The 13,058-nt window shown below is 74.9% G+C and carries 14 protein-coding genes and 1 pseudogene; 8 read left to right on the top strand and 7 right to left on the bottom strand.

Annotated features, from left to right (window positions below; genetic code table 11):
- The first annotated feature begins 188 nt into the window (after positions 1 to 188).
- From SM450_RS02675 to SM450_RS02685, 3 genes are all read left to right on the top strand, one after another.
- Complete coding sequence (locus SM450_RS02675) at positions 189 to 1,106, top strand: hypothetical protein (protein WP_474618026.1); 918 nt, start codon at positions 189 to 191, stop codon at positions 1,104 to 1,106.
- A 144-nt stretch (positions 1,107 to 1,250) separates the two neighbouring features.
- Positions 1,251 to 2,126, top strand: a complete 876-nt coding sequence (locus SM450_RS02680; RefSeq protein ID WP_474618027.1) for a hypothetical protein — start codon at positions 1,251 to 1,253, stop codon at positions 2,124 to 2,126.
- A gap of 206 nt (positions 2,127 to 2,332) precedes the next feature.
- Positions 2,333 to 2,644 carry a hypothetical protein gene (locus SM450_RS02685; RefSeq protein WP_282287093.1) on the top strand — a complete coding sequence of 104 codons (312 nt, stop codon included), beginning with the start codon at positions 2,333 to 2,335 and terminating at the stop codon, positions 2,642 to 2,644.
- Between the two features lie 15 nt (positions 2,645 to 2,659).
- Here the strand turns inward: SM450_RS02685 and SM450_RS02690 are convergent, their stop codons facing one another.
- Positions 2,660 to 3,376 carry an MIP/aquaporin family protein gene (locus SM450_RS02690; RefSeq protein WP_474618028.1) on the bottom strand — a complete coding sequence of 239 codons (717 nt, stop codon included), beginning with the start codon at positions 3,374 to 3,376 and terminating at the stop codon, positions 2,660 to 2,662.
- A gap of 242 nt (positions 3,377 to 3,618) precedes the next feature.
- Here SM450_RS02690 and SM450_RS02695 point away from each other — a divergent pair, with 242 nt between their 5' ends.
- Positions 3,619 to 3,900: an iron-sulfur cluster biosynthesis family protein gene (locus SM450_RS02695; RefSeq protein WP_474618029.1), complete on the top strand. Its 282-nt coding sequence runs from the start codon at positions 3,619 to 3,621 to the stop codon at positions 3,898 to 3,900.
- A gap of 1 nt (position 3,901) precedes the next feature.
- Here SM450_RS02695 and SM450_RS02700 read toward each other — a convergent pair whose 3' ends face one another.
- A complete protein-coding gene (locus SM450_RS02700; protein ID WP_474618030.1) occupies positions 3,902 to 5,002 on the bottom strand; it encodes a beta family protein in 1,101 nt (366 codons plus the stop codon).
- Between the two features lie 182 nt (positions 5,003 to 5,184).
- Between SM450_RS02700 and SM450_RS02705 the strand changes: the two genes are divergently transcribed.
- Entirely contained in the window at positions 5,185 to 6,561 is a 1,377-nt protein-coding gene (locus SM450_RS02705; protein WP_474618031.1) for a cellulose binding domain-containing protein, read from the top strand.
- Positions 6,562 to 6,616: 55 nt separating this feature from the next.
- Here the strand turns inward: SM450_RS02705 and SM450_RS02710 are convergent, their stop codons facing one another.
- From SM450_RS02710 to SM450_RS02720, 3 genes are all read right to left on the bottom strand, one after another.
- Positions 6,617 to 7,333 (bottom strand): PepSY domain-containing protein, encoded by a 717-nt coding sequence (locus tag SM450_RS02710; RefSeq protein ID WP_474618032.1) that lies wholly within the window; start codon positions 7,331 to 7,333, stop codon positions 6,617 to 6,619.
- A 320-nt stretch (positions 7,334 to 7,653) separates the two neighbouring features.
- Entirely contained in the window at positions 7,654 to 8,931 is a 1,278-nt protein-coding gene (locus tag SM450_RS02715) for a HAMP domain-containing sensor histidine kinase (RefSeq protein WP_474618033.1), read from the bottom strand.
- Positions 8,928 to 9,620 carry a response regulator transcription factor gene (locus SM450_RS02720; RefSeq protein ID WP_474618034.1) on the bottom strand — a complete coding sequence of 231 codons (693 nt, stop codon included), beginning with the start codon at positions 9,618 to 9,620 and terminating at the stop codon, positions 8,928 to 8,930. Before SM450_RS02720 ends, SM450_RS02715 begins: the two co-directional genes overlap by 4 nt.
- Positions 9,621 to 9,724: 104 nt before the next feature.
- Between SM450_RS02720 and SM450_RS02725 the strand changes: the two genes are divergently transcribed.
- From SM450_RS02725 to SM450_RS02735, 3 genes are all read left to right on the top strand, one after another.
- Positions 9,725 to 10,198, top strand: a complete 474-nt coding sequence (locus SM450_RS02725; RefSeq protein WP_474618035.1) for a septum formation initiator — start codon at positions 9,725 to 9,727, stop codon at positions 10,196 to 10,198.
- A gap of 166 nt (positions 10,199 to 10,364) precedes the next feature.
- Positions 10,365 to 10,769 (top strand): hypothetical protein, encoded by a 405-nt coding sequence (locus tag SM450_RS02730; RefSeq protein ID WP_474618036.1) that lies wholly within the window; start codon positions 10,365 to 10,367, stop codon positions 10,767 to 10,769.
- 248 nt (positions 10,770 to 11,017) lie between these two features.
- A complete protein-coding gene (locus SM450_RS02735; RefSeq protein WP_474618037.1) occupies positions 11,018 to 11,410 on the top strand; it encodes a cupin domain-containing protein in 393 nt (130 codons plus the stop codon).
- A 69-nt stretch (positions 11,411 to 11,479) separates the two neighbouring features.
- Here SM450_RS02735 and SM450_RS02740 read toward each other — a convergent pair.
- Positions 11,480 to 11,977 (bottom strand): annotated as a pseudogene (locus SM450_RS02740) (pyridoxal-phosphate dependent enzyme); the annotation flags it as partial.
- A gap of 8 nt (positions 11,978 to 11,985) precedes the next feature.
- On the bottom strand, positions 11,986 to 13,020 hold the full coding sequence (locus SM450_RS02745) for a DNA polymerase ligase N-terminal domain-containing protein (protein WP_474618038.1): 1,035 nt from the start codon (positions 13,018 to 13,020) through the stop codon (positions 11,986 to 11,988).
- Between the last annotated feature and the right edge of the window lie 38 nt (positions 13,021 to 13,058).

Here is a 13,058-nt window from a genome sequence, read left to right on the forward strand (position 1 = left end):
CGCTCGTCGGACCTTCGCCCGCCGGCCCCCCGCTGGCCGGCCCTCCGCCGGTTGTGCCTCCGCTCGTCGGGCCCGCTCCGATCGGGCTCGACGTGGCCGGTCCGGCACCCGGCCGACGGCCGCCGGGGCCCGGCCGGGCCGTCTCGCGGGCCCCGGGTCGGCCCCGGCCGGCCGGCGGCGGGCGACAGGTGACACCCGGCCGGCACACCGCTCCGGAGAGCCTCCGGGCGCGGCTCGCCGGACTGGCCGGCCCGTTCGCGACCCGGCTGCGCGCGGCATCCACCCGGCTGCCCCGGAGTCTCCGGCCGGCGGCGCGGCCGGTGGCCGGGACCGCGCCCACCCGCGTCGGCGCGGCCCGGGTCCGGCGTCGGCGCCGGCGGGTCGTCCTGGCCACCGCCGCGCTTACCGTTTCGGTGGTGGCGCTTGCCTACTCCGTCCGGTCACCGGCGCCGCCGGAGCGTCGGCGGAGCGCCGCGCCGGTGGCGGCGCCGACGATCTCGACGCCGGTGCCGACCGCGGCGCCCCCCACGGTCGTGCCGGTCACCGGCGACCCGGCCCTGCCCGGCGGGCCGCTGCTCAACCTGGACCAGCAGTCGGTGCCGCCGTCGGCGTCGCTCACCCTGCTCGGTACGCGGGACTGGCGGCACTGGGGCGGCACCGGAGCGGACAGCGTGCAACGCAAGCAGCGCGGCACCGGTGAGATCGAGGACCCGGGCGGGGAGCGGCTGGAACACAACGCCGGGGTGTCGGGTCTCAGTTGGACCGACGGAACCCCGGTGGCGCGGCAGGAGGGCACCCGGGCGGGCGTCTTCCAACGTGGCGCCGGGAAGAGGTTCACGCTCGCCGTGACCGGCAGCGGGGACCTGCGGACCGTACGCCTGTTCGTCGGCGTCTTCTCGGCCGGGGCGCGGCTCGACGTCTCGCTCTCCGGCGGCGGCGACCCGGCCGTGCGGGAGGTGGCCCTCGCCCGGGGCGACCAGTTCTACCAGTACGTCATCCACTTCCGGGCACCGCGCGGCGAGCGGCTGCTGATCAGTTGGCGGGCGCTCTCGGTGACCGGCGGGCAGAACGACGGGGTGTCGTTGGAAGCGATCACGGTAAGCTGACCGCCGACTCAGCTACCTCTTGGTAACGAACTGGAAACGCCCGTCGGTTCACATATGGCGCAAAGGGCCGGCCGGTGACAGCGTGAAGCCCGTCGCGCTCCGGCCGCTTCCGGCGGTGCCGCGTGACACGAAGCGGAGGGTGTGGTGGGCGAGGAGGACCGTTCGCGATCCGGCCCCGGCTCGCACCGAGAGGGCCGCCAACGTACCCGGTCCGCGTTGCGCCGGCTGCGACGCCGACGGCGGCTGGTGCTTGAGGGCCTGGCCGCGTTCCTCTGCCTGGCGGCACTTGTGGCCTACCTCGGCACCGAGCGGCACGACACGCCGCGCGAGGAGAACGCGATGCTGCCGGTGGCGCCGACCGGCCGGGTCGGGCTGCCGAGCGAGGGTGACGGCGCGGTCGCCACTCCCGGGCTGCGACCGCGGCAGCGGACGCCGTCGCCGAGCCCGTCACCGTCCACGGTGGCCTCGCCCACGGTGGCGCCACCGACCGTCGCGGTCAGCCGCGCCGAGGTGCCCGCCCTGGTCGACCTCACTGCCGTGGGCGCCGTCGACTGGGTCCAGTGGGGACTGCTCGGCGCCGACCGGACGGTCCGCAAGAAGGGCGGCTCCGGCGAGATCCGGGACGAGGGCGGCCGGGGGAAGCGGGTGCGCTACCGCAACAACCCGGAGGAGTACGCCTGGCGTGACGGCGTCCCGGTGGCCTCGGACAGCGGCACCATGTCCGGGGTGTACACCTGCGACCGGGGCAACGGCTTCCGGCTGACGGTGGCCGGCAACGGCCAACCGCGCACCGTGCACCTCTACGCGGGGCTCTGGATGGCCCGCGGCCGGCTCGACGTGCGGGTGGCCGGTGGCCCGGTGAGCACGATCCGGATGGAGGACCCGCACACCGCGCTGACCGCCGACTTCACCCTCCGGTTCCGGGCGCCGCGCGGCGCGAAGGTGCTGGTGATCTGGACCGTGGAGGAGTCGCTCGGGCAGTGCGGCAACGTCAGCCTCCAGGCCGTGGCACTGCGCTGACCGCCGCCCTCCGCGGACGCGGCACATCGAGGGCGACCTGATCATCATCGACGGCGTCGGGTCCGGACTACGATGCCACGCGCAGCGCCGCCCGGATGCGGGCCCAGCTCGGCTGAGCCGCCGGGACAGTTTGTCCGTCGCGGGCCGGGCCGGGCGTCGTACCTTTCCGATGTCCCGTCCGACCATCCTCTGTGGAGGCTTGACCGATGAGTCGCCTCGCGCCCGTCGCCCCCGTCCGCCCGCCCGCCGACGGCGGCGTGTTGCGGGAGATTCCGCTGCCGCCCTACGTGACGGTCGAGGATGTCCAGTTCGCGGTCCGGGCGGTGGTCGTGCACGCGCCACGGACCTGGTCGGGCGGGACGATCTGCCGCAACGACGCCAGCCCGCACCCGTGCCGGCTGCATCGCTGGGGGCGGCGGGTGCTGGCGCTGCGCGGGCTGCCGCCGGCCGAGATCGACGCGCTTGTCGAGCGCGGCGACCCCACCGCCGAGCCGCACCCCTACCGCCCCGGCGCCTGAGCGTCGGTGCCGGCCTCAGGGGCGTGGCGTGACCACCCGTTCCCCCGGGCCGTGCCCGCCCGCCCCCGGGCGCAGGACCAGCGGCGCGACCAGGGCGGCGAGCGCGCCACCCAGCAACGGGAAGACGATGAAGACCCAGAGTTGGCGTAGTGCGCTGCCGCCCTGAAACAGCGCCGGGCCGAACGACCGCGCCGGGTTGACCGAGGTGCCGTCCAGGGTGAGCCCGACCAGGTGCGCGGCGGCCAGGGCCAGGCCGATCGGCACCCCGGCGAACGCGGCGTGCTCGCCGCGACCGGTCACCACCAGCACCACCAGGACGAACAGGAACGTCAGCACCGTTTCCAGCACGGCGGCGCCACCCAGGTTGATGTGCGCGCCGTACCCGTTGGTGCCGAGCGCGCCGGTCTGGTCGACCACGTCGCCCCATCGGGTGAGGGCCCAGATCACGAACGCGGCCACCGTGGCGCCGGCGAACTGCGCGATCCAGTACGCCACCGCGCCCAGCGGGGAGATCTTCCCGGAGAGCAGCACGCCGAGCGTCACCGCCGGGTTGATGTGGCTGCCCGAGAGCGGCCCCAGCGCGTAGACAAGCGCCAGCATGGTGAAGCCGAAGGCCAGTGCGACCACCACCACGCCGCCCTGCACCCGGGCGAAGACGGCGCTGCCCACCCCGAAGAAGATCAGCAGCAGCGAGCCGAGGAACTCGGCGGCGTACCTGCGTGGGTCGTCCATGGCCCCGAGCTTATGGACCGGCCGACCCGACCGGAGGGAAAACGCCTGTTCACGCCAACCGCGGCCGATCACGTCGCTCTATTTGACGGATCCACCGGCAGGGGGCACGGTGGGAAGGGAGGGGCCGTCCGACCGCCCCGCTTCCGTGCGGCGAACGACGTTTCGTCCGCTTCTGTCGGTGACGAGCCGACCGCGTGGGCCGAGTCGCCCGCGAATTCTCACCAGCCACGAGGAGTTCCGCCATGCTGACCATGACCGACAACGCCGTCCTGGTGATCCGTGACCTCGCCGCCCAGCAGGACCTGGCCGACGGGGGCGGGCTGCGCATCGCCGCCAACACCGACGCCGGTTCGCTCTCCATCGAACTGGTGCCGCAGCCCGTGCAGGGCGACCAGGTGGTGGACACCGAGGGGGCGCGGATCTTCCTGGACTCCGACGCCGCCGAACTGCTCAACGACACGTCGGTCGACGCGGTCGTCGACGACGAGGGCGTCGTCCAGTTCGGTTTCACCGAGCAGGAGTGACTCAGCCGGCGCGGCGGGACGCGCCGCCACGCTGCGGCCGGCCGGCACGCCCCCGCTCCGGGGCGTCCTGGTCGGCCCGCCAGGAGCCGCGCGGCTCCCGGTCCGCCCGGGCCAGCGCGGCAAGCACGTACGCCAGGTGGTGCGAGGTGCTCCAGGCGATCCAGAATGCCTCCGAGCCCGCCCCGGCGCCGCGCCGGGCCCGGCGCAGAACCTCATGGTCGCCCCAGGAGAAGCCGGCGCCGGTCGCCGGCCAGTGCGGAGCGGCCACAAGCGTGCGGCACAGGTCGGCGAAGCGCTCGTCGCCCCGACCGCCCCGCCGGCACCAGCGGTAGATCCACCACGCGCCGCCCGCCGTCCAGCGCAGCGTCGGCAGCCGGTCGCCCGGGGCGTCCGCGCCGCGTACCGCGCAGCCCACGCCGTAGTCGCCGTACCCCAGTCGCAGGTCGTCCAGGCGCTGCCAGAGCAGCCAGTCGTAGCGGTCGAGGCGAACCGGCTCGTCGGTCGGGAGCCCGGTCAGCGTCGGCGGCATCCCGCCCGCCGCCATGGTCACCGAACGCCAGGCGTGCCGCCGGGCCCACTGCGCCGCGCGTCGCACCCGTGGCTCGGCCAGCCGGACGTCGGCCAGGCAGCACACGTCACCCGCGTCCAGCAGCAGGTCGCACTGCTCCGGCACCAGCCCGGTCGACCGCCACACCCGCTCCACGGCGGCCGTGGCGGCGTCCGGACCGACCCGGTCCGGGCCGGTTCGCAGCCGGACCACCGCCCGCCCCGCCCAGGCTCGGGCCGCCGTCCCGTGGGCCGCCAGCCGTCGGTCACTCTCCGCGAGGCCGATCACCGGCACCACGGGTACGCCCCATCGCACCGGATCGTGTTCCGGAGCGTCCGGCAATGCCGACACGTCCACGGCGGGCAGGACGCCGGCGGGCAGCCGCCTGAGCGCGTCGACCGTGCCCGGATCGTTCACGGGTACGTCGACGACCGGTGCGAGCAGCGCGGCGACGGCGTCGTCGAGGTGGGTGAGAGCTTCCAACTCACCCCGCCGGCCGGACAGCACGGGACGGTAGATCGGGTCCGGCGGTCGGCCTTCGGGTGCGAGGACCATACTTCAATGTAGCGGCTCGATTGCTCTGCGTCACCGGCTGGTCGCGCGGGCGACTCCTGTGACATTGACACACCGAGCGTCGCGGTGGTGGCATGGTCGAGCGGGCACGGCCGGGCAGGACGGGCAACCACCACTCCTGAGCCGTCCCGTGCCACGGGTCGGCCCGCCTGGAAGGCCAACCCATGACCCCGCAGTCCCGCCTCCGGCTCGCCGCGGCCCTGGCCGCCGCCGCGACCGCGTTGCTCGTCGCCGGTCAACTGCCCGCGCTCGCGGTCGACGACCCGCCCGCGCCGGTGACCGGCAACGCCACCCACTTCGACGGACTCGGCTCCCCGTACGGCGGCTGCGGCCTGCCGCAGTCCGAACTGGACGCGCCGGACTTCGTCGCGCTCAACGTCTACGACATGCCCGGCGACTACACGTCCTATCCGGCCCGTCCGCTGCCACCGGCCCAGGCGGACCGGATCGGGCTGTGGAACAACGGCCTCAACTGCGGCCGGTTCGTCCGGGTGACCATCGGCGACCGCTGCACCGGCACCAACGACGGCGCGCCTGGGCAACCGTTCTGCCGCAACGGATCCTGGGTCGCCGACGGCTACAACGGGGCAACCCTGACCATGGTGGTCGCCGACTCCTGCGGCGACGGCAACGCCTGGTGCCGGGACGACCGCAACCACCTGGACCTGTCCACCGGTTCGCTGAACCGCTTCGCCCGCGACGGCGTCCCGGTCGGCGACCTCTATCCGAACCACTGGAACAACCGCCGGGTCTCCTGGTCGTTCGTGCCGGCGCCCGGCTACTCGGGCGACATCCGGATCGCGTTCCTGCGTGGCGCGCAACGCTACTGGCCGGCCATCGCGGTCTCCCACCTGGCCAACGGCATCCACGGCGTGGAGTACCTGGCCGACGGGGTGTGGCGGGCCGCCACCATGAACAGCGACATGGGCCAGGCGTACGTGCTCGGCGCCACCGCCGCCGGCGGCACCGATTTCCAGATCCGGGTGCGGGACGTCACCGGCGCGCTGATCAACGGTGGCCGGGCGTACCGGTTCTCGTTGCCGGCCTCGTGCGGCGGCACCTGCTCGGCCGCGTACACGGCGGTCACCTACACCACGTCGGCCGGCTCGACGGGGTCACCGACCGCCTCGCCCAGCCCGACGGTCTCGCCCAGCCCTTCCGTCTCGCCCAGCCCCTCGGTCTCGCCCAGCCCTTCCGTCTCGCCCAGCCCGACGCCCACCGGCACCCCGCCCCCGTCCGGTGCGGGCTGCGCGGCGACCTGGACGGTCACCGGCGCGTGGGCGGGCGGTTTCCAGGCCGAGGTGACCGTGCGCAACACCGGCACGTCCGCCGCCACCGGCTGGAGCAGCGAGGTCGTCTTCGCCGGCGGGCAGCGGCTGGTGAACGCGTGGAACGCCGTCGCGACCCAGTCCGGCGCGCGGGTGACCGCCACGAACGCGGCCTGGAACGGCGCCCTGCCGGCCGGCGGTTCCACAAGTTGGGGCCTGGTCGGCTCCGGTGACAACCAGGCGCCGGCCGAGCTGCGCTGCACGCTGCGGTGACCACGGACGGGCCGGGTGCGGAAACGTCTCCGCACCCGGCCCTCCGGCCCCCACGTCAGTCGTCGTCGCCGTGGTCGCCGTCGCGACCGCGTCCGTGGTCGTCGCCCCGGTCGTCCGTGCCCCGGTCGTCCGTGCCGGCCCGCTGCCGTTCGGCCTCCAGCACCGCGCCGGTGCCCCGGTCGACCTTGATTTCGTGCCGCCATCCCTCGTGGACGACCTTGACGCTCCACGCCGGACGGCCGTGCTCGGTCTCCGCCTCGATCTCGGTGACCCGGCCGCCTCCGGTCCGGGCCAGCGCCACCTCGGCCGCCCGCTGCCGGCTCACCGCCCGGCCGGCGGTCGGGGCGCTGCCCGTGCCGTCGTCGTCCCGGCCCTGCCGGGTCGGGTTGTCCTCGCCGCCCGGACCCGCCGGGGCCGGGCCGTCGCCGGCCGTCCCGTGCCGGTCCGGGTTGTCCTCGCCTCCGTTCGCGGAGCGGTCCGGGTTGTCCTCGCCTCCGTTCGCGGAGCGGTCCGGGTTGTCCTCGCCCCCGTTCGTCGATCGGGCCGGGTTGTCCTCGCCCCCGTTCGTCGACCGGGCTGGGTTGTCCTCGCCGGACGTCGTTCCGGCCGAGTCGCCGCCACCGGCCCGGGCCGGGTCGTCCGCCACCGTCACGGCGGCCGGGGCGGGACGTCCGCCGGACCGGTCCGCCGCGGTCACGCCGAGCGCCGCGCCGGTAACCGCCAGCACGGCGACGCCACCGGCCGCCGCCAGCACCAGGGAAGTTCGTCGCATGGTCGTCACCTTTCCTCGATTCCTGCCGTCGACGATGGGCGCCGGACGGTGAGCGTCGCGCTAGCCGAAAGACAAGGCCGGGTTAAGGGTTGCCCGGAGGACAACCCTTCACGAGATCGATCCTCCAGTCCCGGACCGCTGTGAATCTTGGTACGAAAACGCCCCCAGAGGGGCTATTTCGTACCAAGATCTCACCGACTCCCAGAAGCGTGACGCGCTCCGTCGGTCGGTAGCCGCTCTCGCCCTCGCGGGGCGCGGGCGCGGGCGCGGGCGGGGCTCGGGTGGGGCGCGGGCTTGGGTGGGGTGGGGGCGGCGAGGGGTCAGTGTGGACGCGCGACGCCGAGCCGGAGCACCACCCGGGCCCCGCCGCCCGCATTCGTCGACAGCTCCAGCCGTCCGCCGCCCGCGCGGGCGGCCCGCTCGGCGATGTCCAGACCGAGCCCGGTCGACCCGGCCCGGCTGGCCCCCCGCCGCACCGGGCCGGGTGGCAGCCCCGGGCCGCTGTCGGACACGGTCAGCGCTGCCTGGTCGTCGTCGGCCGCGAGCCGCACCGTGAACGGGGTGCCGTCGGGCGTGTGGGCGAACACGTTGCCCAGCAGCGCGTCCACGGCCGCGGCCAGTTCGTCACCGCCCAGGCGCACCGGCAGCGGGCCGGGGGCGAGGTCGAGGGTCACGACGCGGCCGGTGTCCTCCGCGAGCACCGACCAGAACGTCACCCGCTCGGCGACCACGTCGGCCGCGTCGCAGCGGCCCCCGGCCGCCGCCGTGCTGCGCCACCGGGCCTGCCGGATCACGCCTGTCACGGCCCGTTCCAGGCCGTCCACCGAGGCGGTCAGCCGGGCGGCGTCGTCCCGGTCCCGCAACGACTCGGCCTCCAGCCGCAGCGCCGTCAACGGGGTACGCAACCGGTGGGACAGGTCGGCCACCTGCTCGCGCTCCTCGCGCAGCAGCACCTGGATGCGCTCGGCGAGGTGGTTCAACGCGCCCGCGACCTCCCGCAGCTCGGCCGGCCCGGCCGGTTCGACGCGGGCGTCGAGTTCGGCGTTCGCGAGCCGGTGGGAGACGGCGGACAGCGCCGAGATCGGCCGCACCAGGGTGCCGGCCAACCGGTCGGCCACCACGAGGCCGACAAGCACGAGCAGCGCGCCGAGCAGCGCCAGGACCAGCCAGGCACGGGTCACGCCGGCGGTCAGCTCGGCCGGGGGGACGACGGTACGGATGACTCCGGTCCCCTCGGCGCGGCCCTGCACCGCGACGACCACCTCCCGCCCGGCGTCGGACTCGACGGTCAGACTCTGCCCCCGGGCGGCGAGCGCGACCGCCGGGGTACGCGGCGCCCGCGCGCCGAGCACGGTCCCGTCGGCGAGGTAGACGCTCACCTCGCGGCCGGTGTCGGTGGCGAGCTGGTCCACGGCCAGCCTGACGGTCTCCGGTGCGGCCGTGCCGACGACCGCGACCAGGCGCTGCACGTCGGCGGTGGCCCGGGCGGTCGCGCGGTCCGCGGCGACGGTACGCACCAGCACCGCAAGCGGCACCAGGAACGCGATCATGACGAGCACCCCGACGGCCGCCACCAGGAGGGTCAACCGGCCCCTCATCCGTCCCGCCCCGGCACGTCCAGCCGCACCCCGACGCCGCGCACCGTGTGCAGGTAGCGCGGCGCCTGGGCGCTCTCGCCGAGCTTGCGGCGCAACCAGGACAGGTGCACGTCGACAGTCTTGTCGGCCCCGCCGTACGGGATCCGCCATACCTCGGTCAGCAGTTCCCGCTTGGTGACGACCTGCCCGGGCCGGCCGGCCAGGTGGTGCAGCAGGTCGAACTCGCGGGGGGTCAGCTCCACCGGCGCGCCGTCAAGCGTGACCTGGCGTGCGCGCCTGTCGATCCGCAGCCCGCCGACCACGAGCGCGGTCTCGGTCGGGCCGCCGCCGGCCGTGCGTCGCAGCACCGCGCGGACCCGCGCGTCCAGTTGGGCGGCGGTGAACGGTTTCACCAGGTAGTCGTCGGCGCCCGCGTCGAGCAGGCGGACGATCTCGACCTCGTCGTCGCGGGCGGTCGCCACCACGACCGGCACCGCGCTCACCGCGCGCAGCATCCGCAGCAGCTCGCCGCCGTCCAGGTCGGGCAGGCCGAGGTCGAGCACCACCAGGTCGGGTCGGTCGTCCAGGGCGTCGCGCAGCCCGCCCAGGGCGGTCGACGCCGCCGCCACGGCGTGCCCGTACTCGCGTAGGGCGCGCAGCAGCGGAGTGCGGATGGTCAGGTCGTCCTCGATGAGCAGCAGGCGCGCCACGCAAGGCAGAGTAGCCTCCGCCCGGGTCGCCGCCGAGGCCCCTTAACCGGACCTTAGCGTTGCCCAACGACCCGCCCAACCCGGTCGCGGGGCACACTCGGGGCATGGACCGCCGTACCCTCCTCGCCGTCGCCGGCTGGCTGGCCACCACCGTCGCCGCCACGCTTGTCGGGTTGGCCGCCGTCGACCTGGTGGGCGCGGGCATCACCGGTACGGCGGGCGGGGTGCGCGACGAGCGGGACGTGGCGCGGGCGCTCGCCGTACCCGATCCGGGTGTGCCGAGCCCGACCGGCGCGGACCCGGCCGCGACGGCGACGATGGCCGGCCCGCGGTCGGGCGCGCCGGCCGCGACCGGCGCCCGGCGCGACTTCGTGACGCCCGGCGGCAGCGTGCTCGCCGAGTGCGTGCCCGGCGGGGTTCATGTGCTGACCTGGTCCCCGGCGCCCGGCTATCGGACGAAGGACGCCGAGGCGGGGCCGGACGATCACGTCGAGGTGCGCTTCGTGGGCGGCGGGCAGGAGTACGAGCTTCGGCTGCGCTGCCGCGACCAGGTGCCGACCCGCGACGCGGATGACTGACGTTTTCCCAGCTCAAGGCCGTTGAGTGTCCTTGATCGGACAGTGCTCGCAGTGGTTGGTGGGCGATGCGCCGGCATAGCGTCGGAAGCAGGAGAGTGATCGGCGCTGATCGCCTGGCGCACCGCGAACGCCTTCCGCCGGCGTACCGGTGGGAGAGGGGACCACGATGTCCAGCCCCAGACCGAGGAGGGGAGCGAGCGGCCAGCCCACCCCGGGCGTGCCGGAGGTCGCGCGCGTCGACACCGAGATCAACTCGAACGGGTCGGCCGGGCTGCCGGCGACCGCCCGCGTCCTGTTCGCTGTGGTCGACGCGAACGGCACGCTGATCCGTGGCCTCGGCGCCACGTCGGCCACCCGGCTCGCCGCCGGGATGTACCAGGTCGCCTTCGACCAGGACGTCGCCCGGGCGGCGTACGTCGGCACGGTGGGCCCGGCCACCGGCGGCGGGCTCGCCCAGCAGGGCGTGCTCACCGTGGCGCCCCGGGCCGGCATCGCCAACGCGGTCTTCGTCGAGACGCACGCCGCGAGCGGGCACGCGGACCGCCCGTTCCACCTGACCGTCCTCGCCTGATCGCGGCGCAACGAGCGCACGGCGCCGCACGACCGTCCGGTCGTAGCGTCGCCGCGCTCTGGCCGTCTCCCACCGTCGCAGCCGTACGGCGGTACGTCAGCGGGGACCTGGCTCGACCGGCCCAGCCCGCACCGGTCTTGTCGACGGCAGTTGCCCGTCCGGAGCGGATCCAAACCTGCCCGACGTGGGGAATTCCGCCATCTGTCACTCCCGGCGTGGCGCGCGCGCGAACGGGGTATGACCGGGCCATGGAGCATTTCACGATCGCGACCGTCGCCGAGAAGAGTCCCGACTTCCGCCGCGTGCTCTGGACCGGGGAGCACACGCAACTGGTCATCATGACCATCCCGCCGGGCGGCGAGATCGGTGAGGAGGTCCACGAGGGCATCGACCAGATCCTCACCTTCGTCAGCGGCACCGGCGAGGCGCGGGTGGCCGGGGAGAAGAAGGAGGTCGTCGCCGGCGACCTGGTGGTCGTGCCGTCCGGCACGAAGCACAACTTCGTCAACACCGGCCCGAACCCGCTTGTGCTCTACACCGTCTACGGGCCGCCGGAGCACGCCGACGGCGCGGTGCACCGGACGAAGGAGGAGGCGGACGCCGCCGAGGAGGCGGGCAAGGACGAGCCGCCGACGTCCTGACGCGCTCGTGTCTCGTGTCTCGTGTTAAGAAGGGGCCCCTCCTCTACCGGAAGCGTTAAGAAGGGGCCCCTCCTTACACCAGGTCGGGGGCGCGGCCAACGGCATGGCGATTGTCGCGCCGATGCCGGCCCGGGCCGCGTACGTCGCCCAGGCCGCCCCGGCGTTGCCGTTCGTCGGCATGGCGATCCGCTCGACGCCCAGCTCCCGGGCCCGGCTGACGCCGACCGCCGCGCCCCGGGCCTTGAACGACCCGGTCGGGGTCAGTCCCTCGTCCTTGACCATCAGATCCGTCACGCCGATCTCGTGGCCGTACGCCGGTGCGCGCCACAGTGGGGTCCAGCCCTCGCCGAGCGTGGTGACGAACCGGGGATCGGCCACCGGCAGCAGCTCCCGGTAGCGCCACAGGTCGGCCGGGCGGAGCCCGAACTGCTCCGGGGCCACCGTGGCGGCGACCGCGGCCAGGTCGTAGCGGGCCAGCAGCGGTGAGCCGCACCCGCACAGGTTCTGCAACGTGTCGGCGGCGTGTTCCAGGCCGCAGCGCGGGCACTCCAGGTGCGTCAGGTGCACGGTGGTCCTCAGCTCGCGTCGATGCTCAGCCAGTGCCGACTGCGCCGGCCCGGCTCGTACGGGGAGTCGAGGCGCTTCGCCACCACTCCCGGGAGCCCCTGCTCACGGGCGGCCCGCAGGGCGTCCGCGCCGACCCCCGGGAACCACGGCGGAGTCTGCCAGTGCGGGCCGGCGAGCGCCAGCGAGTCGAGCAGCTCGCGGCGTTGCGCGTACGGCACGTCCAGGCTGGTCACGCCTTCCAGCCAGAGCAGGTCGACGGCGAGGAACTGGCCGTCCCGCTTGCTGGGCGGCCTGACCCGGCCGGCCGGGTCGCTGCGCACCAGCACGCCGTCCAGCACCACCTCGGTGGGCGCCAACTCCTCGGCCATGGCCCGCAACCACGGGTACGCCGCGGTGATCTCCGCGTCGTCGCCGTCGAGCAGCCGCAGCCGGCCGCCGGAGACGTACGCCATCGCCCGCGTGCCCGCCCAGCGCGGCTCGTACCCCCAGGCGTCGGTGTCGCGCGGCAGCCGCCGGCCCTCGGCGGCGCGCATCGGACGGACCAGGTCGGGCATCGGTGTCCAGCCCGCGGGCGCCGGGTCGGTGCGGCGGACCATCCAGTCCCGGCCCCGGCCGCCGGTGGCGAACAGGACGTACCGCCCTTTCGTGCGCCGTCCGTCCAGCACCACGATCACCTCGTCGTCGCGCCACTTCTCCGCGCGGTAGGTGCCGGTGTCGTGGACCGTCATCCGCCCGCCGCCGTACTCCCCGGCGGGGATCTCGCCGTGGAACGTCAGGTATTCCATCGGGTGGTCCTCGGTGTGGACGGCGAGGTGGTTGCGGCCCGGGTCGCGGGGCAGGCCGCGTGGCACCGCCCAGGAGGCCAGCACGCCGTCGTGCTCCAGCCGCAGGTCCCAGTGCAGGCTGCGGGCGTGGTGCTGCTGGATGACGAAGCGGGGGGCGCGCCGCGCCTGTCGCTTCCGGCCGGGGGGCCGCTCGGGCACCGGTTCCGGGGTACGCGCGGCGTCCCGCTTGCGCCGGTACTCCTCCAGCCGGTCCGCCATTCCCGCATTCTCCGTCAGACCCGACCCACCTGCCGGCA

The sequence above is a fragment of the Micromonospora marincola genome (genome assembly GCF_056150385.1).

What these genes read in the sequence shown, in the direction of transcription:
- SM450_RS02685 (WP_282287093.1), top strand. Translation starts at nt 2,333, where the DNA reads ATGAGTCGCCTCGCGCCCGTCGCCCCCGTCCGCCCGCCCGCCGACGGC.
- SM450_RS02690 (WP_474618028.1), bottom strand. Translation starts at nt 3,376, where the DNA reads ATGGACGACCCACGCAGGTACGCCGCCGAGTTCCTCGGCTCGCTGCTG.
- SM450_RS02695 (WP_474618029.1), top strand. Translation starts at nt 3,619, where the DNA reads ATGCTGACCATGACCGACAACGCCGTCCTGGTGATCCGTGACCTCGCC.
- SM450_RS02700 (WP_474618030.1), bottom strand. Translation starts at nt 5,002, where the DNA reads ATGGTCCTCGCACCCGAAGGCCGACCGCCGGACCCGATCTACCGTCCC.
- SM450_RS02705 (WP_474618031.1), top strand. Translation starts at nt 5,185, where the DNA reads ATGACCCCGCAGTCCCGCCTCCGGCTCGCCGCGGCCCTGGCCGCCGCC.
- SM450_RS02710 (WP_474618032.1), bottom strand. Translation starts at nt 7,333, where the DNA reads ATGCGACGAACTTCCCTGGTGCTGGCGGCGGCCGGTGGCGTCGCCGTG.
- SM450_RS02715 (WP_474618033.1), bottom strand. Translation starts at nt 8,931, where the DNA reads ATGAGGGGCCGGTTGACCCTCCTGGTGGCGGCCGTCGGGGTGCTCGTC.
- SM450_RS02725 (WP_474618035.1), top strand. Translation starts at nt 9,725, where the DNA reads ATGGACCGCCGTACCCTCCTCGCCGTCGCCGGCTGGCTGGCCACCACC.
- SM450_RS02730 (WP_474618036.1), top strand. Translation starts at nt 10,365, where the DNA reads ATGTCCAGCCCCAGACCGAGGAGGGGAGCGAGCGGCCAGCCCACCCCG.
- SM450_RS02735 (WP_474618037.1), top strand. Translation starts at nt 11,018, where the DNA reads ATGGAGCATTTCACGATCGCGACCGTCGCCGAGAAGAGTCCCGACTTC.
- SM450_RS02745 (WP_474618038.1), bottom strand. Translation starts at nt 13,020, where the DNA reads ATGGCGGACCGGCTGGAGGAGTACCGGCGCAAGCGGGACGCCGCGCGT.